This is a genomic window from Alicyclobacillus contaminans DSM 17975 (genome assembly GCF_000429525.1).
Lineage (GTDB): Bacteria > Bacillota > Bacilli > Alicyclobacillales > Alicyclobacillaceae > Alicyclobacillus_A > Alicyclobacillus_A contaminans.
Genome location: NZ_AUCA01000007.1, coordinates 57,850 through 77,282 on the forward strand (window position 1 = coordinate 57,850; position 19,433 = coordinate 77,282).

Sequence of the window (19,433 nt, forward strand, 5' to 3'; positions counted from 1 at the left end):
ATCGGCGGGGCGGGTGAAAGATTTTCGAGAAATCCGAACAGGAGTTCGCGTCCGGGTGCAGAATTCTCATGGAAGTACAGAAAGGAGTGGCCGCGATGCAATTGTCCATGCTGCTGGAGGAGTGGCGGCGAAGCCCGACGTTCGTAGACCAGGTGATGCACTGGGCGGTTCAGCCGGCACGTCCGCCGCGCCACCGGGGGCTGCCGGACTGGATTCATCCGCAGGTGCGCGCGGCGCTCGCGGCAAAAGGCATTGAACAACTGTATTCGCATCAGACGGAAGCGCTGGAGGCGGTGCACGCGGGACGCCATGTGATGGTGGTCACGCCAACGGCCAGCGGCAAGACGCTGTGTTACAACCTGCCCGTTTTGGATGCCATCTGCAAGGATGAGGGGACACGGGCCTTGTACATTTTTCCGACGAAGGCGCTCGCGCAAGATCAGGTGGCCGAACTGCACGAGGTGGTGGCCCACCTTCGCACCAACGTGCAGTCGTTCACCTACGACGGCGATACACCGATGCATGCGCGTCAAAAAATCCGGGAAGCCGGGCATATTGTGGTGACCAATCCCGACATGTTGCACGCGGCGATGCTGCCGCACCACACGAAATGGCTGCGGCTGTTTGAAAACCTGCGATACGTGGTGCTGGATGAAGCGCACATCTACCGCGGCGTGTTTGGCAGCCATGTTGCCAACGTGATTCGTCGCCTGCAGCGCATTTGCCGCTATTACGGCAGTTCGCCGCAGTTCATCCTCTGTTCCGCGACCATCGCCAATCCGGAGGAACTGGGCCGCGAATTGATAGACGACGCTGTGCATCTGGTGTCCGAATCGGGGGCACCGCAGGGGGAGCGGCATATCATCTTCTACAATCCGCCAATTGTGCAGCCGCAGTTGGGTTTGCGTCGGTCCGCCTTGCGGGAGGCGCGCCGCATTGGCGCGCGACTCCTGAAAGAGGACATTTCCACCATCGCGTTCGTGAAGACGCGAAACCAGGTGGAGGTGTTGGGCGCCTACTGGAAACACGATGTTCCCGAGCGGCTGAAAAATCGGGTCTTTGGTTATCGCGGAGGGTATTTGCCGAATGAGCGCAGGCGGATTGAACAAGGGCTCCGATCCGGGGACTTCCGCGGGGTGGTCAGCACCAACGCGCTGGAATTGGGCGTCGACATCGGCTCATTGGAAGCGTCCATATCCGTCGGGTACCCCGGTTCCATCGCGTCTTTCCGACAACAGAGCGGCCGGGCGGGACGGCGTCAGGGGGTATCCGTGAGCCTGCTCATCGCCAACGCGTCAGCGCTGGATCAGTACGTGGTCCGGCATCCGGAGGCGGTGCTGGACAGTCCGCCGGAAGCGGCGCGACTACACCCGGAGAATCTGTTGATTTTGGCGGATCATGTGAAATGTGCGGCGTACGAACTGCCGTTCACCGCGGATGAGACGTTCGGCGTGGAAACCACGGGGGAATTGCTCGACTATCTGGCGGACCATCGCGTCTTGCATCGGGGGAGCGACGGACGCTACTTCTGGATGTCCGACGCACTGCCGAGCCACAGTGTGTCACTGCGCAGCGCGGCGCAGGACAATGTGGTCATTGTGGATGAGAGTTCGGCCCGCCCCCGCGTCATTGGTGAAATGGACCGGTTCAGTGCGCTGACCATGCTGCACGAGGAAGCCATCTACCTGCACCAGTCAAAGTCCTATCAGGTCGAGCGGCTGGATTTGGAAAACGGAAAGGCATTCGTACGGGCCGTGGAAGCGGACTATTACACCGATGCGGAGTTGGCCGTGCGACTTCAGGTGCTGGATGTGTTGGCGGAGAAGCAGGGCCAGCACGGCACCCATCGAACGGGTGAAGTGATGGTGAACGCCATGCCCACTCTGTTCAAGAAGATTAAATTCGACACCCACGAAAATCTGGGCTGGGGAAAAATTCACCTGCCGGAAGCGGAACTGCACAGCGTCGGCTACTGGTGTCAATGGCGGCGGGATGTGCTGCCGTTTGACAATCAGCAATGGGAAACGGCGCTGCTCGGCGCTGCCTACGCCTTGAAACAGGCGGCTTCGCTGCACTGCATGTGCGCGGTCGGGGACATCCATGCCACGGTGCAGATTCGCGACGTCTTGGACGCTCTGCCCACACTGTATCTGTACGATGCGTATCCTGGCGGCGTCGGCATCTCCGAGCGCGTATACAGAACCGCCGATGAGGTGTTTGCCACGGCGCGGCAGATGGTGATGGAATGTTCGTGTGAGTCCGGTTGTCCATCGTGCATCGGCGCCCAGACAGACCCTGCGGCCAAATCGTTGGTGATACAGTTGCTGCAGCGTGTGCAACCGGTGGAGAAAGAGGTGCTCGCATAGGTGGGGCGGTCACTGTCAGAACGGCTGGCGGCGCTGCATCAGTCGGTGGGGCGCCAGGAGCCAAGACCGGGAGGCGAGGCTAGCGGTCGAGAAAAGCCCGAGCTGGAAATGGAACCGTTGAAGTCGGAACGTCATCCACACTCCGGTATGACCGTCTCGGCGGAGGCTGATGCGCATCCGTTGTTGGAGTTGGGCTTTCAGCCGGTGCTGCCAGCCGGAGTGAAATGGGATGGAACCCCCTGTGCCTGGCTGCGGGAGCTGCGCTATGATCTGCTGACTCGTCACGGGCAAGGTCGATTTTCGGACTTGCTCCATGTCCCTTTGGACGCGCTGTTTCGGGCTGGACGGGTGCAACCCGCAACCGTGGAGGCGCTCCGGTTCTACGACACGGAAACCACCGGACTCGGTACGGGGGCCGGCACCATACCGTTTCTGCACACCGTTGGCCGCGTGGACGGAGACGAATTGGTGCTACGGCAGTATTTTCTCGAGGATTACGGCAGCGAGCCGCAGCTGCTTCAGGCTCTGTGGCAGAACGAGTTCACCGACGGAACGGTGATGGTCACGTTCAACGGCAAGTCGTTTGACTGGACGCTGCTGAAGAATCGGATGGCCATGTATCGCCAGGCTGTGCCCGACATCCCTCAGCTGGATCTGCTGCACCCCAGTCGGCGGCTTTGGAAATCGCAATTGGAACGGATTACACTGCGGACCGTGGAGGAATCGGTGCTGGGGCTGGTGCGGACCGATGACGTACCGGGCAGGGAAGCGCCGGACCGATATTTTGCCTACTTTGACACGCGTGATGTCCAAGGATTGGTGCCGGTGTTTGACCATAACGGCACGGATGTCTGCAGTTTGATTCCTCTCACTGCCATGTTGGCCGGTGTGCTGGCGGGAACGGTTCCCGTGACCTCCGCCCAGGTCCAGACCGCAGTAGGGCGTTACTACGACGAGTGGCAGGAGTATGATTTGGCGGCGGCGTGTTTCGTGTCGGCGCTGAATTGTCCGGATGCGGACTGGCGCAGCTACTGGCTCTACAGCATGCATCTCAAACGACGGCGACGATGGGAGGAAGCGGCGGAGATCTGGGAGAAGCTCGTCCACCTTTATTCGTGGACGGTTCCGCCCGCTGTGGAACTGGCGAAATATGCCGAGCATCGGCTGCGGGACTATGACATGGCTCGCCGATGGACGGAGTGCGCACTGGAGCGGTCACTGCTGGCCCTTCGAGCAGGACTTTTCGATGGGAACGGGCGGTCAGCCGCGAGCGAAGAGCAGGGCGCGACGCATCACCCGGTGGTAATGGCGCTGCGCCATCGTCTGCAGCGGGTGATGCGGAAAGCGGAGCGTCGGCAAACCAGGGACGCATGAGCGCGAGCAACGCGAGACACCCTTATGAATTTGACTTTCGAGATGACACCCGAACAGTTGCCGGCTCCGACTCTCTACATGGCGCGGAAATGTGACGGATTGTTCACTCCGATCCACGGCTACACTTAGGAAAATCGACTCTAAACTGCTTTACGCTTTACGCCTTGGTGATGCCAAGGCGCTTTCCTTTTTGTAACAAAGTGACCGGTATGATCAATAATCCAGCAAAGGGGGAGGAAAAGTGATGAGTCCTTCCGAAGCGGCCCGAACCCTGTTTGAGCAGCACGGAGACGAGATATACCGATATATTCGCTTCACGGTTGGCAGTCACCAACCACCGGGGCGGTAGGGTGTATCCAACTGGTCTTGTGTCAAGTGGGCGACGGTGGACGCGAGGCGCTTGGGTAACTCGGAAATCTCAGACATCCATTGTTGTCGCAACTCCGGCGTGATGGTGCCTGGATTGAATTTGCCGATTGGGTACTGTAAATCGTCCATCAGTACTCCCCCTTTGTGCACTTTGGCACGTGTAGCCTGTACGGCGGTTGCCCGCGCCGTCCATACGCATTCATCATATCATTTCTTGGATTTTCATTTGTACACCGATGCAGGCATGCTGCGTCAAAATATCAGGTTGCGCAAACAGTATGAACGTTTGTAAAGTGAGGTTTGGCGGATCTCAATGGTAGTGGTACAGCCCATACGTTGTGCTTCCATTCGGGCAAACAGACTGCTTGGACCGGATTAGATACATCTGAAAATATATTTTACTAGATTGGAATGTTTAGAAGGGGTAGGACCAAAGGTTGTTGAAATCTCAGCGAAGGCTGATCCTGAGATGACTAAGGTTGAATACAACACAGATCACGGAGCACTGACAACGCAGGCCTTTAGTACTGATGAATCTGGATTACAGCAAGAGGTACTTCATCTGAAATTGCCCCAAGGGCACTTTACAAACTTTAAGTCGGACGGATATATCACCGGACCGGGGACACATTGATCTAAATTTTACAATGATTCTTTGGTGACGTTGCAAACATCTGCAGGAAAGGCAGTCTATGAAAACCGCCGATGAGCGGCTGCATGCGTTGACTCGAGATTTGGATGGTGTGGAATTTTCGTCAGGTCACATGGCGCAGCTGCGTCAGCGCATTCGTCAGATCAATGCATACGTGGTCCAGTGGGGGTACTCCTGAGTTCAATCACTGGAAATTTGCCCGCACACGCAAAATGGTTTTGGCCTATGCGGGCAGTGTCATTCTGCAGCTCGCGTACGATTCAAAATCATTGGGGGTGTGATGATAGTGCGGAAAGTGTGGTTTCTTGGGGTGTGCTCGGCGGTGTGCGTAGCGGCGGCATCGGGATGCAGTCCGGCGCCGCAACCTGAGCATCCGGAGCAGTGGCTTGGCATGGGCGGTTGGGCCATCAATGTGATGGGCAATCAGGCGTTTCCCGTTCCGCTTCAATACGAACTTCGCTGTCAGAATCCATCGTCAGCGGCTCAGGTGACCGCTGTCACGGTTCCGCAGGTGCCGGGACTCACGCTCGGGAACATCCAGACGGATTCTCGCTCTCAGGGCCAGCAAAAAATCTTCTTGGTTCACCTGACCGGTACGGTGACCGGACAGGAGCGGAACTATCCACTCTCCATTACGGTGCAGACCAATGGGTGGAAGCGAACACTCCCATTTGCCACGGTATCCACCGCTCCCATCCCAAACCCGGTGAATTGGGTTCACATTGACCAGGGGCTTGGGGGTGCCGGGGGGCCGTACATGTCTTCCCGCATCTATGAATTCGCCGTGACAAATCCAACTGACCGACCGATTCGGTTTGTTCGACTGGCGCAGGCCGGCAACTTTGCCATCGACAATTACCACGTCATCGCCGGATTGAATGACCAAGTGGACTCCATTCCCGCCAACGCCCGGTCCGTACCGGCAGGCGGAACGGAGATTCTGCCGCAGCAAACTGCAACCATCTACTGCTCCGTGCATTTCTCGGCCAACGTGCGCAACGTTGTCTTTCAACCTGCGATGGAACTGCAAAGGGAGGACGGGACAACGGGATTGGAACTGTTGTCCGCCGCCATCTGGACCGAGACGGAGTTGCCCAACGCCATGCCCAGTTCCTATGTGACCATTGCGAACGACGCTGCGGCGGTGTCCTCGGTCACCTGAAACCAGTGAGGCGCGCGCATCCAGTCCGGCGCACCGCTCCCCCACTCCGTGCCATTGCACAAACCATGCCTGTTCTGCAGCAGGTTTTCCGCCGGATAACTTGCAGCCAAGGACAGGCTTCGTTACTTTGGAATCAGAGAAGACGCGGGCATGTCAGCCAACGACGCCGCTTGTGTTTGCGGACAGGCGGTGGCAAGCCTATTGGCGTCTTGAACAGACAAGGAGTGGGACGTGATGCAGTTTCAGGGCTTTACCGACGCGGATTTCGACGTCTTTTCCGTGCCCGGTCTGGAGGCGCGCATGGAGGTGCTGAAACAGCGGGTGCGCCCCAAACTGGTGCAGCTGGGCGAAGACTTGGCTCCGTTCTTGTCGGAACAGTTGGGTGTGGAGATGTTTGCCCATGTCGCCAAACATGCCCGACGGACGGTCAATCCGCCAAACGATAGTTGGGTCGCTTTTTGTTCGGACAAGCGGGGCTACAAGAAACATCCGCATTTTCAGGTGGGATTGTGGCAAACGCACGCGTTTGCGACGTTTGGCCTGATTTCCGAATCGGGGGACCGGGCGCACTTTGCGGCACAGGTAAAGCGGCATGCCGCGGACGTGGTGGCTCGGATTCCAGGCCACTTTGAGTGGTTTCTGGATCACACCAATCCGGCCGGGGAATCGGCCGCGGAGGTGGATCGGCATCGGTTGGTGGAAATGGCCGACCGGCTCGCATCGTTAAAGCAGGGTGAGTTGTTGGTCGGGATCCGCATTCCGAGGGAGGAGGCGGTGACGCTGTCATCGGCGCAGTTCATGCAGCGGGTGCAGAACTGCTTTGCGGTGGTGACGCCGCTCTACGATCTGGCGACGAAAGAGGGCGTTCTGGGATGAAGAGCAGAGACGAGGCCTTGGCGCTGCTGCACGAATACACGGAGAGTGAATCCCTGCTCAAGCACGCCTACGCGGTGGAGGCGGCGATGCGGGCGTACGCGAAAAAGTACGGGGAGGATGTGGAACTGTGGGGATTGACCGGGCTGTTGCACGACTTTGACTATGAACGATACCCCTCTCCCGAAGAGCACACGGTGGTGGGCGCACGCATCCTGCGCGAGCAGGGATATCCGGAGTCGATGATTGACGCCATCCGCAGCCACGCGCACAACGGACCGCCGCGGGACACGCTGCTGGCGAAGGCCCTGTTTGCCTGTGACGAATTGTCCGGCTTCGTGATGGCGGTGGCCATGGTTCGGCCTACCCGCAACCTGGCGGACGTGGAAGTGAAAAGCGTTAAAAAGAAATTGAAGGACAAGGCGTTTGCCCGTGGCGTTCGCCGCGAGGATGTCTATCAAGGCGCGGAAGAATTGGGGGTCTCGCTGGACGAACACATCGCCTTTGTCACGGCGGCACTGACGGAGATTTCGTCGGTCCTTGGACTGGACGGCGCAACGTCTGCATGAAATTGGTGTACAAATGCGGAGAGCGGCGGCAGGAATCAAGCCCCCGTTGCGCGAAGCTATTGTGTGAATGTTTCTGCTTCGTTGGGGGAGGTCTTGGCGGCCGCTTTCGCCGTGTCGTCAGCAAGCAGGTGGAGGTGGAATGACGTGATTGTCACCGGAGATCAGATTGAAATTCCTTCTATGAGGATTTATGACATGTTGTCAGAATCTGCGACGCGTCGCCCCACGCAACGAGCCACCATCTTCGGGAACCATGTGTTGACGTACGAGCAGTTGCTGGTTGCGGTGCGGCGGGCCATGGCGGGGTTGAAAGCGCTCGGCGTCCAACAGGGGGACAGGGTTGGAATTCTGTTGCCGAACTGTCCTCAATACGTGATTGCGTATTATGCCATCACTGGAATCGGAGCCATCGTGGTGCAAATGAATCCGCTATCACCTCCACCGGAACTGGAGTATTTGTTCCAGGATTCCGGGGCAACCGCGGTCATTGCACTGGATAAAACCCTACCCGGCGTCCGCTCCGTTCAATCGGCCACTTCGCTGACGAATGTGATCGCTGTTCGGTTTGGCCAGTCGGAGGCCTCGTTGGCTGCGGGCGAGCAGTGGTTTGACGAGTGGCTGGCGTCCAGCTCGTCGGAAGCGGATCCAGCCAGTTTCGATCCGGACGAGACCATCGCCATCCTGCAGTACACCGGAGGAACCACGGGGCGTCCCAAAGGGGCCATGTTGACTCACCAGAACGTGGTGGCCAACGCCATCCAGGCGGATTCTATGATCCCTCACCAGGTGACGGAATCCGATATGTCCGTCTGCGCGCTGCCGTTGTTTCATGTGTACGCGATGACGGTGGCGATGAACGTGTCCATCTACAACGCAATTCCCATCCTCTTGGTCCCGCGTTTTCAACCGAAGGAACTGGCGGAACTGATTCAACGTCACCGACCGTCGTTCTTCCCGGCGGTTCCCACCATGTACCTGGCGCTGGCGCAAGCGATTCCAGAAGGTTCTGACGCGTTGTCGAGCCTGACGGTGTGCAACAGCGGCGGTGCGCCGATGCCGTTGCAGGTTATGCAGACGTTTGAAGCGGTGTCCGGAGCGACGGTGTTGGAAGGGTACGGGCTGTCCGAAGCGTCTCCGCTGACTCACGTCAATCCTTCTGCGGAGCGGCGCAAACTCGGCAGCATTGGGCTGCCCACGCCCAACACGGAAGTGCGCATCGTCAGTCTGGAAGATCCGTCCGTCACCCTGCCCGTCGGAGAAGAGGGGGAACTCGCCATTCGCGGACCGCAGGTGATGAAAGGATACTGGAAACGCCCGAAGGAAACGGCCGAAACGTTGGTCGACGGTTGGCTGCTCACCGGAGATGTTGCCAAAATGGATGAAGAAGGATACACCTACATTGTCGACCGCAAAAAGGATATGATTATTGCGAGCGGGTATAACGTGTACCCGCGGGAGGTTGAAGAGGTTCTGTATCAACATCCGGACATTCTCGAGGCGGCGGTGGTCGGTGTGCCCGACAGCTATCGCGGCGAAACCGTGAAGGCGGTCGTGGTCTGCAAGCCGGGCAGGGAACTGACTGCGGAAGCCGTCGAGAGCTGGTGCCGCAAGCATCTCTCCGCGTACAAAGTGCCGAAACTCGTGGAATTCCGTACGGAATTGGTGAAATCCGCAGTGGGCAAAGTCCTGCGCAGGAGCTTGCGAGAACAGCCAACGAGGTGAGTTCGTGGAGATTCACCTGTTGCACAGCAACGACGTGCACAGCCACTTGGAAAATCACATGAAGCTGGGGCATTCCCTGCGCCAGTTGCGCGACACGCTGCGCGGCGCGGGGCATGCCGTTTTGACATTTGATATCGGCGATGCCATCGACCGCGTGCGTCCCGAGACCGAAGCCACGATGGGCGAAATCAACGCCGCCATGATGGCGGCGCTCGGGTACGATGGGTGGGTGTTCGGGAACAACGAAGGGTTGACCATTCCCTATGCTCACTGGCAGACCCTGCGCGAACGCGCAGAGACCACGGTGTTTGGCACCAATTTACGATCCGCCGGGGCTCCCATCCCCGGCTTTGTTGACTGGAAGGTGTTCACGTTTGGCGACGTCCGCGTCGGCGTGTTTGGGGTAACTGCCCGCTACGACAAACCGTACGAACACCTGGCGGTTACAGCCCTGCCCCCGTTTCCCCAAGCATCCCAGGCAGTGGCGGCGCTGCGGGCTCAGGGATGCCACGTCATTGTGGCGCTGTCCCATCTCGGGATTTGGGACGATAGGAAAATGGCCGCGGCCGTCCCGGGCATTGACGTGATTCTCGGCGGCCATTCCCACACGTGGATGGAAGGGCCGGAGTTTATCGGCAATACGGCCGTATTCCAGGTGGGATTGCACGGCCAGGCATTCGGCCACACAATCCTGAAGCTTCATCCGCACACCCGGCGGGTCACGGGTGTGGCTGCTCGAACCATACCGACGGAGACGCACCAGCCATTGGATACCGCGATGCTGTCCGCGTATCGGGGATACCTGCCGGCTGTGCGCAGGCGTTTGTCGGATGCGGTGACCCGGTTGGCACGACCGCTGCCCGTCTGGTTCGAGGAGGAGTCCCCGTTTGCGAATCTGCTCGCCGATGCGCTCCTGACCGCCTTTCCGTGCGATGGCGCCATCATGATGGCAGGCGCCCTCAATGCCAGCCTGCTCGCGGGGATCATCACGCGCGGGGATGTGTTGGCGGCTTGTTCCACGCCCACTCGACCGCTGTTGATGAATCTGCGGGGCGAGGATTTGTGGGAGATTGTTGCCAAGTCGCTGCAGCGGGAGTACTTTGCCGCGAGAGGGAAGGGATTCGGCTTCCGCGGCAGCTTGGTGGGTCGTCTGGCGCTCAGCGGACTTCGTGCCACATTGACGCAGGCGGAAACGGGAATGCGAGCATCCAGGAACGAATATGCGTTGAGCGCGCTATCCATCGGTGGGCAGCCGGTGGTGCCGGAAGCCGTGTATCGCATCGTGACCTGCGAATACCTCTGGCTGTCACCGTTGTATCCGGAATTTCGCCGCGGGTGGGATATCGACATTCGCCCTTTGTTGGTCCGTGAAGTGCTGACGGATCATCTGCGGAACGGCGTGTGCGTTGCTGGCGCATACGAACGGCGGTATCATGTGATTTCGTAGGCGGACGGTGTGCAATCGGCGCCGTCAGACGCCGCGAACGAAGGAGTTTCATGTCATGCTGCGGTGGACAGACTCATACATTCCGAAAAGAGGACGTGACCATGAAACGTTTGATGTCCAGAGCCAATGCGCGTCGAATGCTGGCGAAGCTGGAACTTGCGTATCCGGACGCCAAGTGTGCGCTCAACTATACCACCCCCTTTGAATTGTTGATTGCCACCGTGCTGTCCGCGCAGTGCACGGATGCACGCGTAAACATGGTGACCGAACGCCTTTTCAAAAAATATCGAGGTCCGGAAGACTACGCGGCGGTCACACCGGAAATACTGCAGGAAGATATTAAGGAATTGGGATTGTTTCGTGCCAAGGCGGAAAACATCGTGGCGGCCTGTCGCATGCTGCTGGAAAAATTCCACGGCGAGGTACCCAAAACGCAGGAAGAGTTGGTGCAATTGCCAGGTGTGGGCCGGAAGACGGCCAACGTGGTGCTGTCGAACGCGTTCGGTGTGCCGGCGCTTGCCGTGGACACCCATGTGCAGCGCGTTTCGAACCGGCTGGGTTTGGCCAACAGCATGAATCCGGAGATCACCGAACGCCAAATTTGCCAACAGATTCCACAGAAGTTGTGGTCGCAGGCGCACCACTGGCTGATTCATCACGGCCGACAGGTTTGCACTGCCCGCAACCCCAAGTGCGACATCTGTCCGGTATCGGAGTTCTGTCAGTTCTACAAAGTCCTGCAAAAGGAAGAGAAGCTGAAGGAGAAAGTGTTTCCTGCGGCATCGCGAACAGACGGAAATCCACCGAAGTCGTCTGCGGCAGCCCCGCGGCGGAATGTCAGACGGCGGGCGCAGGAGCGCTGACATCGCATCATTCGGGCACGTATGGTTCGTACTGGCCCCCCTCGACACGCCGCATGGGAAGCCCGCAATGCGCGCACGCATCGGTGGCACCGGTCAGCCGGATGCGCTGGCCGCAGCGCGGACACTCGATCTCGTTCAACCGCGTGTTGACGGGTCCAAACCGAAAATAGATCCCGATGCCGGCCACCCATGCGAGGCTGCCAATCACCAGCAGCACCGGCAACAGGACTTTGTCATAGACGCCGAGATACATCACGAAAAAGCCGCCGAACATGAGGAGCAGGGCCCAATTGCGCCATCGGTTAATGTTCATGCCTGGGTTCACCGCCTTGGCTGTCACGCGATGTTCACGCGATTGTGTCACTGACTCTATCGTATCGGATGGAGAACGGAGAAGTCCATCGTACCGCTGGCGCAAACCATCCGTGCAGGCGAGGAGGAGGACCATGTGGAAAAAAGCGTTTGTGGCACTGCTGTCATTCAATCTGTTGATTGTTGTCGGGCTGACGTTGTGGTGGGGCTCGTTGCCGAAGACGGCCATCGTGCAGCGCCAGGTGAATCGTGTTGCGAGCCAGAATCACACGGCGACCGTGCAGTTGGCGGTCGGCGAGGACGCGGTCAATTCCTACCTCGAATACGCGGTGTCAGAGCAAAAGGACGTGCAGCGGGTGCTTTCGTATGCGCGCGTTCACTTTGCGGATAACTGGGATGTCCAGGTCGGCATCAAATTGGCGGATCGGGTGATTCCGTGCGACATTCAGATGGAGCCAACCGCGAACAATGGCAATCTGGCCCTTCATGTCACGCAGGCGAACATGGGTGAAATTCCAGTGCCCGTGAGCGCGTTGTTTTTCGTCTTCAATCGGCTTCCGTGGCCGAACTGGATTTCGGTGGATTCCAATCAACACATCCTCAATCTGCTGTTCTCTAATCGTCCGCAGGAACCCTACGGAGTTCAGGTTATGAACTACTCGTCGACCACAAAACTGGTGACGCTGCGCGTTTCGATTGTCCCAAAATCCCTGCTGAGTAACTGACTGGGAATAATCTGCGCACGGATGTTGCACGCTACGTCCACAGAGTGGATTGGGGGGACGTACGTGCAGATACCGGGATGGCTCCGCAGATTAGTGGTTGTGGATGACGGGGTGCTGGACGAACAGTTCTCGCTCACCAACGGCACCAACCGCTCCAATCGCTCTGAAGGCGGGGCGCAGGGAGCGACAGAAACAGGGGGACAACCGGACGAGCCCGAGGTCACCGCGCGGGAGCCCGGCGAAGTGGTCGTCCGACGCCCCAAACCTGTGCGCGAACTGATTCGGGAAGCCGAGCGGGGGCGCAGTGTGCCGGTTACGGGCGACAAGCTGCCGGCGGATATCGATGAAGCCCAGGCGATGCTCAAACACATTTTCCATCTTCCCCAGAATAAGGACATCGTCATCCGTGAGTTTTTCATCGGGACGGAGCCCAGAATCAAGGCGCTCGCAGTCTTCGTGGATGGCATGTCGGATAAGAACATCATCAACACGCACATTCTCGAACCCCTGATGATTTTGACGCAACTCGGCCACGAGCAGGCGTCACATACCATGGATACCGTCAAAGCCGCGTTGCTGCCCGGCAACCAGGTGGTGGAGTTCGATTGCTGGAAAGACGTCACGGCCGGGATTCTGACCGGATCGACGGTGGTGTTCGTGGACGGCTGCGCCTCCGCGCTGATGGTCGAAACGAAGGGTTGGGAGCACCGCATGGTCGGCCTGACCCAGACGGAGGCCGTGGTTCGCGGCCCTCACGACGCGTTTACGGAAAGTTTTCGCGCCAACACAGCGTTGGTACGGGCCCGGCTGCGCAGCGAAAACCTGGTGACGGAGATGCTCAGCGTCGGGCGCCTGGCCAAGACGGATGTGGCCATCATGTACGTGGCGGGCCTGACGAACGAACAACTGGTTCAGGAGGTAAAGCGTCGGATTCAGGCGATTGACGTGGACTATCTGGCGGAGAGCGGATTGTTGGAGCAGTTCATTGCGGACAACCCGTACATGGTGGTGCCGCAATCGCTGTCGACGGAGCGGCCGGATCGGATTGCACACATGCTGTCGGAAGGGCATGTGGCCATCTTCGTCGGGAACAATCCGTACGTGCTCGCGGTGCCGGTGGTGTTCTGGACATTGATGCACTCACCGGAAGACGCGTACCTGCAATGGCCGTTTGGCACGTTCCTGCGAGGGCTTCGCTGGGTCTCGCTGTTGGTCGCCCTGTTGATGCCGGCGCTGTACGTGGCCATCACGAACTTTCACCCCGAGATGCTCCCGACCGACCTGCTTCTGGCGATTGCCGGCAGTCGCGAACAGGTTCCGTTTCCCGTGATTCTGGAAGTCATGCTGATGGAGTTCGCCATTGAGCTGATTCGCGAAGCCGGGATTCGAATTCCATCAGCCATTGGCCCCACCATAGGTATTGTCGGCGCCCTCATTATCGGCCAGGCGGCGGTGCAGGCGGGCATTGTCAGTCCGCTGTTGGTCATTGTGGTGGCGGTCACGGCGCTGGCCTCCTTTTCCATTCCGAATTACACGCTCGGGTTCGGCGTACGGCTGCTCCGCTTCGTCTTCCTGATTGCCGCGGCCATGTTTGGGTTTTACGGCATTACGCTCACGTTCTGTCTGATGCTGGCGCGCCTGGCGGTGCAAAGGTCGTTTGGCGTCCCCATCTTCGCGCCGGTGACACCCAGCATGGGCGCGTCGCCCGACGTGCTGCGCCGCGGCCAGGCGTTCATGATGAACAAGCGCCCGTCCTATTTGCAGACCCGCGATACGCGGCGCCAACAGAAATACACGCGAACCTGGAGCGCCACCTCGCCGCGCAACCAGGATAACCGCAACGACGGAGGGGATGCGTAATGCCGCGGCCGCAAGCGGAAGCCAGCATCGGCGGCAGAGAGATGACCGCCACTTTAACCATCGTGGTCGCATCACACACATTTCTCAACTATCCGCGGGTGGTGTCCGCGGCGGGGTATGAAGCGAGTTGGATGGTGCCGATTCTGTCGGCGGTGATTGCCCTGGTCGTGGTCCTTGCGCTGGACTGGTTGTTTCAGCGATACTTCTCCGACATGGGATTGGCGGAGGTGTTCCAGCAGCGTTTTGGCATTCCGGTTACGATGGTGCTCTGCGTGGTCATCGCGTTGTACTTTCTCGCCATCACCGCCATCATTCTGCGCCAGTTTATGGAGAACGTGGTGACAACGGTGTTGCCAAACACCCCCATATATGTGGTGGGCGGTCTGTTCATCATCACGGTGGTGTACGTCGCCTTCTGCGGACTGGAGGGCATTGGCCGCATTGCGTTTCTGGCGCTGCCCGTGTTCGTGGTGGGGATTATCTCTCTCTGTCTGTTCACCATGAACCAATGGCGCCCCGCGTTCCTGTTCCCGCTCTGGGGGGCGGGTATCCCCAATCTGCTGTGGGGAGTGTTGGACAACAGTTCCATTTTCACCAACGTCATTGTGCTCGCCATGATTCGCATGCACATTCATGATCCGAAGGAGTTTCGCCGCATGGGCGTGCGCAGCACGCTATACGCCACCGTGTTGTTGGTCTGCTTTCTGCTCACCTACCACATGGTTTTCAGTCCAGCGGAGACCGTCAAACTGACGTCCCCCATGTACTCGATGGCGCGTTTGATCCACCTCGGGCGGTTTGTGCAACGGTTGGAGAGCATCTTTATTTTCATGTGGGTCAGCGCGGCCGTGGTGAAGTTGACCATCACTCTGTGGTGCGCGGCCTACGCGCTGAGTGTCGGCATGGGCTGGCCAGTGCTCCGCCCCATTTTGCCAGCGCTCGGATTGTTGTGTTTGGCGGGCAGTCTCCTACCCACCAACCTGAGCGTTGTCCTTCAGACGATGGACAAGCTGATTTTGAAGTGGACGTGGTTCATTGTGTTCTTGCTGCCGTTGCTGGGACTGCTGATAGCTGCGATGCTGCCGAAACGGAAGGTGGTGTGATATGCTGCGGTTTCTCGCTGCCATGGTGATTCCGTTATGGGTGTTGGTGTACACGGTTCAGTTCGGCCGTTGGATGCACAAAAAACGCCTGCGGGTGGGCGCGTGGTCGGCGTATACCGTGGGCGCTGCGGCATTTGTAGCAGCGGGGGTTGTGCTGTGGCGCGTGTGTACGTGAAACGTTCTGATCCCAGGGGCGTTGCAGGGTGAGGGGACGACAGACAGGTATGGCACGCTGCGATGATGGCGGCGCGTTTTCTCAAAGCCCGCGAATGCTCCGATGGCAGACGCGCAGGCCGGGGACACGCAGGTATAATGAGAGTGGAGGTGTCGCGGATGGGCGCACAGCACTCGGACAAAGGGTCGAACCGACCCAAGGTGGTGATATACACGGACGGCGCATGTTCACGAAATCCCGGACCGGGGGGATGGGCCGCCGTTCTTACATACAATGGAAATATCAAGGAGCTGTCAGGCGGAGCCGCCATGACCACCAATCAGCGGATGGAACTGCAGGCGGCCGTGGAAGCTTTGCGGTGTCTGAAAGTTCCATGTCAGGTGACGCTGCACAGCGATTCGGCCTACTTGGTCAATTGTTTCCGTCAGAAGTGGTATCAGGGATGGCAGCGGAACGGTTGGCGAAACAGCAAGGGGGAACCGGTGCAGAACCAGGATCTCTGGGAGGCACTGCTTGCGGAGACCGCTCGTCACCAGGTGACGTTCGAAAAGGTGAAGGGACATGCCGGCGTCGCATGGAATGAACGCTGTGACGAACTGGCCAGGGCGGCGGTGCCGCGGTGACAGATCTCAGCCTGGAGCAGCTGCGTCGCCTGGGGCGAGAGGCGGGACTGGACGTGATTGGTGCCACCACGGCGGATCCGTTCCCGGAACTGGCCGACCGGCTTCACTCATACGCAGAGCGCGGCCGCACCGGCTATGAGCATGCCGTGGTGGAGGACCGGATTCATCCGGAGCGGTGGATGCCCGGCGTCAAGTCGCTGATTGCGGCGGCCATGCCCTACCTGACCGAGGCGGGGAAGGAACTGGCGAAGCGTCATCCCGCGGGCGGGGGGCACGGCGTGGTGACCGTGTATTCATACGGCGAGGATTACCACCGCGTCCTGCAACGCCGCCTGGAGGCACTCGCCGCAAGCATTGAGGCGGAAATCGGACGTCCGTTCGCCCGGAAAGTGTCGGTGGACACGTCGCCGCTGGTGGACCGGCGCGTGGCGGAGCGCGCGGGCATTGGCTGGGTTGCGAAGAACTGCATGTTCTACACTGAAAAGTACGGATCGTTTGTGTTCATTGGCATTCTCGGCGTGGACCTGGAGGTGGAAACGAACGATTTGCAGGCAAACGACAAGTTTGCTGCGGGCTGCGGCGATTGCGACCTGTGTCTTCGGGCGTGCCCGACCGGCGCGCTGGTGGCGCCCGGCGTCATCGACGCGACGCGATGTCTCTCCTACATCACGCAGATGAAGGGCATCATTCCGCGAGAATATCGGAAAGCCCTCGGCCGCCGCGTGTGGGGATGCGACACGTGTCAGTGGGCATGTCCCATCAATCGCGATGCGAGCGCCTCTCCGCATGTGGAATATTTGCCGCAGGGGGAATTGGAGCATCCGGATTTGTTGGCGATTCTCGAGCTGACCAATCGACAGTTTCTGCGGCTATACGGACACACGGCAGCCGCTTGGCGCGGGCTTCGGACGTGGCAGCGGAACGCGTTGATTGCTCTCGGCAACAGCCGCCGCCAGGATGCCATCCCCCATATTGTGCCGTTTCTCTCCCATCCGCGTCCGGAACTGCGTGCCAGTGCGGCATGGGCGCTGGAGCAATTGGGGGGCGAGGCGGCGCGCGCGGCGGTGGCTCAAGCCTACGAAAGGGAGGCGGACGAGCAGGTACGGGCGGATATGGCCTGGGCGATTGGGAAAGGAGAGGATTCGTGATGAACGAGGAACGGCAAACGGTGCGCGTGGTACGGCACTTGCAACAGCCCCCGTTTGGGATACTGCGAGTGACCGCGGAATGCGAAGGTGTGTGCGCGGTGGATTGGGATGTCCATCTTGAGGCGGAGAACTGCACAGGCTCGCTGGATGCGGGGGATGCCGCCGTCTCCCGAGCGGCCGCTTGGGCGGATGCCGCGGTGCAACAGTTGTGCGAGTATTTTACGGGCTTGCGCCGGGGGTTTGACGTGCCGTTGGTGCCTCGTGGCACGGCGTTTCAACAGGCGGTCTGGGCGCACCTGTTGTCCATTCCCCCTGGGGAGACCCGGACCTACCAACAGGTTGCAGCGGCGATTGGCCGTCCGCGCGCGGTTCGAGCGGTGGGACAGGCGAACCGGGCGAATCCGATTCCCATCTTGATTCCGTGTCACCGGGTCGTGGGCAGCCAGGGGAAACTGGTTGGCTACGCGGGAAGTCAGGTGCATCTGAAGCAGTACCTGCTGACGTTGGAACAGGCGGAACCCAATTCGTGGGCAGCAGACGGAGGCCCCGCCGCGGGCGCCGTGGGTCGGCGTTAGTCGGGCTGACGGCGGATTTGGCCAAGGAGTGCCTCGAGAAACGCCTGTCTCCGCGGTTCCTGCTCGACGCATTCCCGCAGTTCATCAATTTGCGTCCTGTCTTTGACGACGTAGCTGCGGGTATGCGCCAGGCGCCAGGCTCGGTACGGGAAACAGAGAAGACCGTAGACCCACAGGTATTCGGTGGCATCCATCGGACGCACGCGGTCGTAGGCGAGAAAGCAGGTGTACGCCGCCTCCGACCGCCACTGCAGGCGCTGCAGGCTGCGCCTCAGCAGGTGCGAGAGGTCGAGGACGCGCGGGGCGAATGTCGCGAGATCGAGATCAATCAATACGACCTGTTTCTCCTTTGTATAGATGAAATTGTCTGGAATGACGTCGAGATGGCACAGTCCGGGATTCTCCTCGTCGTCGACCAGGAACCTGCGGCAATCGGCCGATTCCGCAATGCGGACCGCCTTTTCCGCATCCTCGCGAAGAGCGGGGGCAATGCGCGAGAGGAGTTGGTCGAATTCGTCCGGATGCTGCTTGGCCTCAGATTTCAACAAAAGATTTCGTAAGTCCTCGCTCCGGCGGCGAAGCATGGCTGGCAGTCCAAACTCAGGCGTGGGATTGGCGCGGCTGGACTCAAATCCTCGGCTTCGCTCGTGAAACTCCGCCAACGCCGCGGCGGTGCTCTCCAGTTGTGTTAACGAGGAAAAATTGACCGGATTTCCATCCACCCAGCGGGTTGCATAGTAGGTGCGCTGATTGCGCGTGATGTAGGGTTTGTCTTTATCCGCCAGCGCAAACGGGGTGACGCAGGTCAAACCTTCGCGCCGCAAGTGGCGGACCAGCTCATGCAGGAACCGAACATGCTGCGCATCCGTGTGCGTCCGCTTGACGGCAAAGATACCGCGCTGCGTTCTGACCTTGACCACGCGCTGGCGGACTTCCGCCGCGTGCACGGTCCAGCCGTATGCCTTCGTCATCGATGGCGGAATGCCGGCCTGGCGAAAGGCCGCTTGCCATGAACGCTTTCCCGAAGCGGACGCTGGGCTCCCTGAGGCGAGGGTGGTCTGAACAAATTCGTCTTCGGCCTCATTGGCCGCCGTGGACTCCGAGGGCATTCGACTGCGGGAACGCGCGGCAGTGGCCGTCGATGGCGGTGTGGACGGCACAGAACGGTCGCTCTGCTGTGTCCGGTTGACCGGGTGGGTGCTTGGTGCGCGCCATGCCCTGGAGCTTTGGACCGTTTCATTGGCGGACGGATCGGCCGTGGTTGTGGGTGCGCTCGCCGCAGGCGTGGAATGAAACCATTTTCCGGTGCGCCTGCCGGGCAGGATGCGCGGGGATGTGTGCGCCGTTCCGGAAGCTGCCGCCGCCTCCTTGAGGATATGGTCGAGAAAGGGCGGCGGTGTGGTGAATTCCTTGACCAGGTGAGCCAGCCAATCGGGCATGGATCGCTTTGCCAAAACCAACACCTCGCTTTCAGCGTGTGCGTCTGGCACAGCCTATTCGCGAGGTGCGGTGGTT

General features: G+C 59.6%; 19 protein-coding genes. 16 read left to right on the forward strand and 3 right to left on the reverse strand.

The annotated features are described in order from the left end of the window. Nucleotides 1-95: 95 nt before the first annotated feature. Both G463_RS18790 and G463_RS0104505 read left to right on the forward strand, forming a co-directional pair. Nucleotides 96-2,366, forward strand: coding sequence for a DEAD/DEAH box helicase (locus G463_RS18790; RefSeq protein WP_084171212.1), 2,271 nt, complete (start codon nucleotides 96-98; stop codon nucleotides 2,364-2,366). Next, nucleotides 2,367-3,740, forward strand: a complete 1,374-nt coding sequence (locus tag G463_RS0104505; RefSeq protein ID WP_026974208.1) for a ribonuclease H-like domain-containing protein — start codon at nucleotides 2,367-2,369, stop codon at nucleotides 3,738-3,740. Nucleotides 3,741-4,067: 327 nt separating this feature from the next. Here the strand turns inward: G463_RS0104505 and G463_RS22765 are convergent, their stop codons facing one another. Next, nucleotides 4,068-4,238 (reverse strand): DinB family protein, encoded by a 171-nt coding sequence (locus tag G463_RS22765; RefSeq protein WP_156900091.1) that lies wholly within the window; start codon nucleotides 4,236-4,238, stop codon nucleotides 4,068-4,070. A gap of 563 nt (nucleotides 4,239-4,801) precedes the next feature. Here G463_RS22765 and G463_RS22770 point away from each other — a divergent pair. The 7 genes from G463_RS22770 (at nucleotide 4,802) to nth (ending at nucleotide 11,397) form a co-directional block, all read left to right on the forward strand. After that, complete coding sequence (locus G463_RS22770; protein WP_156900092.1) at nucleotides 4,802-4,939, forward strand: hypothetical protein; 138 nt, start codon at nucleotides 4,802-4,804, stop codon at nucleotides 4,937-4,939. Nucleotides 4,940-5,047: 108 nt separating this feature from the next. Further along, entirely contained in the window at nucleotides 5,048-5,923 is an 876-nt protein-coding gene (locus G463_RS0104520) for a hypothetical protein (protein ID WP_026974209.1), read from the forward strand. A 234-nt stretch (nucleotides 5,924-6,157) separates the two neighbouring features. Continuing rightward, on the forward strand, nucleotides 6,158-6,799 hold the full coding sequence (locus tag G463_RS0104525) for a YktB family protein (RefSeq protein ID WP_026974210.1): 642 nt from the start codon (nucleotides 6,158-6,160) through the stop codon (nucleotides 6,797-6,799). Beyond that, on the forward strand, nucleotides 6,796-7,365 hold the full coding sequence (locus G463_RS0104530; RefSeq protein WP_026974211.1) for an HDIG domain-containing metalloprotein: 570 nt from the start codon (nucleotides 6,796-6,798) through the stop codon (nucleotides 7,363-7,365). The genes G463_RS0104525 and G463_RS0104530 overlap by 4 nt, the downstream gene beginning before the upstream one ends. A gap of 180 nt (nucleotides 7,366-7,545) precedes the next feature. Further along, nucleotides 7,546-9,087: a long-chain-fatty-acid--CoA ligase gene (locus tag G463_RS0104535; protein ID WP_084171220.1), complete on the forward strand. Its 1,542-nt coding sequence runs from the start codon at nucleotides 7,546-7,548 to the stop codon at nucleotides 9,085-9,087. Nucleotides 9,088-9,091: 4 nt separating this feature from the next. Further along, nucleotides 9,092-10,534 (forward strand): bifunctional metallophosphatase/5'-nucleotidase, encoded by a 1,443-nt coding sequence (locus tag G463_RS0104540; RefSeq protein WP_026974213.1) that lies wholly within the window; start codon nucleotides 9,092-9,094, stop codon nucleotides 10,532-10,534. Between the two features lie 101 nt (nucleotides 10,535-10,635). Then, a complete protein-coding gene (nth, locus tag G463_RS18800; RefSeq protein ID WP_245575687.1) occupies nucleotides 10,636-11,397 on the forward strand; it encodes an endonuclease III in 762 nt (253 codons plus the stop codon). A 7-nt stretch (nucleotides 11,398-11,404) separates the two neighbouring features. Here the strand turns inward: nth and G463_RS23110 are convergent, their stop codons facing one another. Further along, the gene (locus G463_RS23110; protein WP_026974214.1) at nucleotides 11,405-11,710 is read right to left on the reverse strand and encodes a DUF2614 family zinc ribbon-containing protein; all 306 of its coding nucleotides are present in this window, start codon (nucleotides 11,708-11,710) and stop codon (nucleotides 11,405-11,407) included. Between the two features lie 133 nt (nucleotides 11,711-11,843). Between G463_RS23110 and G463_RS0104555 the strand changes: the two genes are divergently transcribed. The 7 genes from G463_RS0104555 (at nucleotide 11,844) to G463_RS22155 (ending at nucleotide 17,918) form a co-directional block, all read left to right on the forward strand. Further along, the gene (locus tag G463_RS0104555) at nucleotides 11,844-12,434 is read left to right on the forward strand and encodes a DUF2140 family protein (protein ID WP_026974215.1); all 591 of its coding nucleotides are present in this window, start codon (nucleotides 11,844-11,846) and stop codon (nucleotides 12,432-12,434) included. A 63-nt stretch (nucleotides 12,435-12,497) separates the two neighbouring features. Next, entirely contained in the window at nucleotides 12,498-14,294 is a 1,797-nt protein-coding gene (locus G463_RS0104560; RefSeq protein ID WP_026974216.1) for a spore germination protein, read from the forward strand. Beyond that, nucleotides 14,294-15,397 (forward strand): GerAB/ArcD/ProY family transporter, encoded by a 1,104-nt coding sequence (locus G463_RS18805; RefSeq protein WP_051321932.1) that lies wholly within the window; start codon nucleotides 14,294-14,296, stop codon nucleotides 15,395-15,397. Before G463_RS0104560 ends, G463_RS18805 begins: the two co-directional genes overlap by 1 nt. A gap of 1 nt (nucleotide 15,398) precedes the next feature. After that, nucleotides 15,399-15,572, forward strand: a complete 174-nt coding sequence (locus G463_RS23115; RefSeq protein ID WP_169725422.1) for a hypothetical protein — start codon at nucleotides 15,399-15,401, stop codon at nucleotides 15,570-15,572. A 158-nt stretch (nucleotides 15,573-15,730) separates the two neighbouring features. Next, a complete protein-coding gene (rnhA, locus tag G463_RS0104575; protein ID WP_051321933.1) occupies nucleotides 15,731-16,195 on the forward strand; it encodes a ribonuclease HI in 465 nt (154 codons plus the stop codon). Further along, nucleotides 16,192-17,343, forward strand: a complete 1,152-nt coding sequence (queG, locus tag G463_RS0104580; RefSeq protein ID WP_026974218.1) for a tRNA epoxyqueuosine(34) reductase QueG — start codon at nucleotides 16,192-16,194, stop codon at nucleotides 17,341-17,343. Before rnhA ends, queG begins: the two co-directional genes overlap by 4 nt. Next, on the forward strand, nucleotides 17,343-17,918 hold the full coding sequence (locus G463_RS22155) for a methylated-DNA--[protein]-cysteine S-methyltransferase (RefSeq protein ID WP_084171214.1): 576 nt from the start codon (nucleotides 17,343-17,345) through the stop codon (nucleotides 17,916-17,918). The genes queG and G463_RS22155 overlap by 1 nt, the downstream gene beginning before the upstream one ends. On the opposite strand, the gene G463_RS0104590 is transcribed toward G463_RS22155, so the two are convergent. Next, nucleotides 17,915-19,372, reverse strand: a complete 1,458-nt coding sequence (locus G463_RS0104590) for a phosphotransferase (protein ID WP_026974219.1) — start codon at nucleotides 19,370-19,372, stop codon at nucleotides 17,915-17,917. The two genes, G463_RS22155 and G463_RS0104590, sit on opposite strands and share 4 nt — an antisense overlap. Nucleotides 19,373-19,433 lie beyond the last annotated feature (61 nt).

Bases quoted from the DNA above. Each gene is read 5' to 3' on its own strand.
- G463_RS18790 (WP_084171212.1), top strand. From the start codon at position 96: ATGCAATTGTCCATGCTGCTGGAGGAGTGGCGGCGAAGCCCGACGTTC.
- G463_RS22765 (WP_156900091.1), bottom strand. From the start codon at position 4,238: ATGGACGATTTACAGTACCCAATCGGCAAATTCAATCCAGGCACCATC.
- G463_RS22770 (WP_156900092.1), top strand. From the start codon at position 4,802: ATGAAAACCGCCGATGAGCGGCTGCATGCGTTGACTCGAGATTTGGAT.
- G463_RS0104525 (WP_026974210.1), top strand. From the start codon at position 6,158: ATGCAGTTTCAGGGCTTTACCGACGCGGATTTCGACGTCTTTTCCGTG.
- G463_RS0104530 (WP_026974211.1), top strand. From the start codon at position 6,796: ATGAAGAGCAGAGACGAGGCCTTGGCGCTGCTGCACGAATACACGGAG.
- G463_RS0104535 (WP_084171220.1), top strand. From the start codon at position 7,546: ATGAGGATTTATGACATGTTGTCAGAATCTGCGACGCGTCGCCCCACG.
- nth (WP_245575687.1), top strand. From the start codon at position 10,636: ATGAAACGTTTGATGTCCAGAGCCAATGCGCGTCGAATGCTGGCGAAG.
- G463_RS23110 (WP_026974214.1), bottom strand. From the start codon at position 11,710: ATGAACATTAACCGATGGCGCAATTGGGCCCTGCTCCTCATGTTCGGC.
- G463_RS0104555 (WP_026974215.1), top strand. From the start codon at position 11,844: ATGTGGAAAAAAGCGTTTGTGGCACTGCTGTCATTCAATCTGTTGATT.
- G463_RS18805 (WP_051321932.1), top strand. From the start codon at position 14,294: ATGCCGCGGCCGCAAGCGGAAGCCAGCATCGGCGGCAGAGAGATGACC.
- G463_RS23115 (WP_169725422.1), top strand. From the start codon at position 15,399: ATGCTGCGGTTTCTCGCTGCCATGGTGATTCCGTTATGGGTGTTGGTG.
- rnhA (WP_051321933.1), top strand. From the start codon at position 15,731: ATGGGCGCACAGCACTCGGACAAAGGGTCGAACCGACCCAAGGTGGTG.
- G463_RS22155 (WP_084171214.1), top strand. From the start codon at position 17,343: ATGAACGAGGAACGGCAAACGGTGCGCGTGGTACGGCACTTGCAACAG.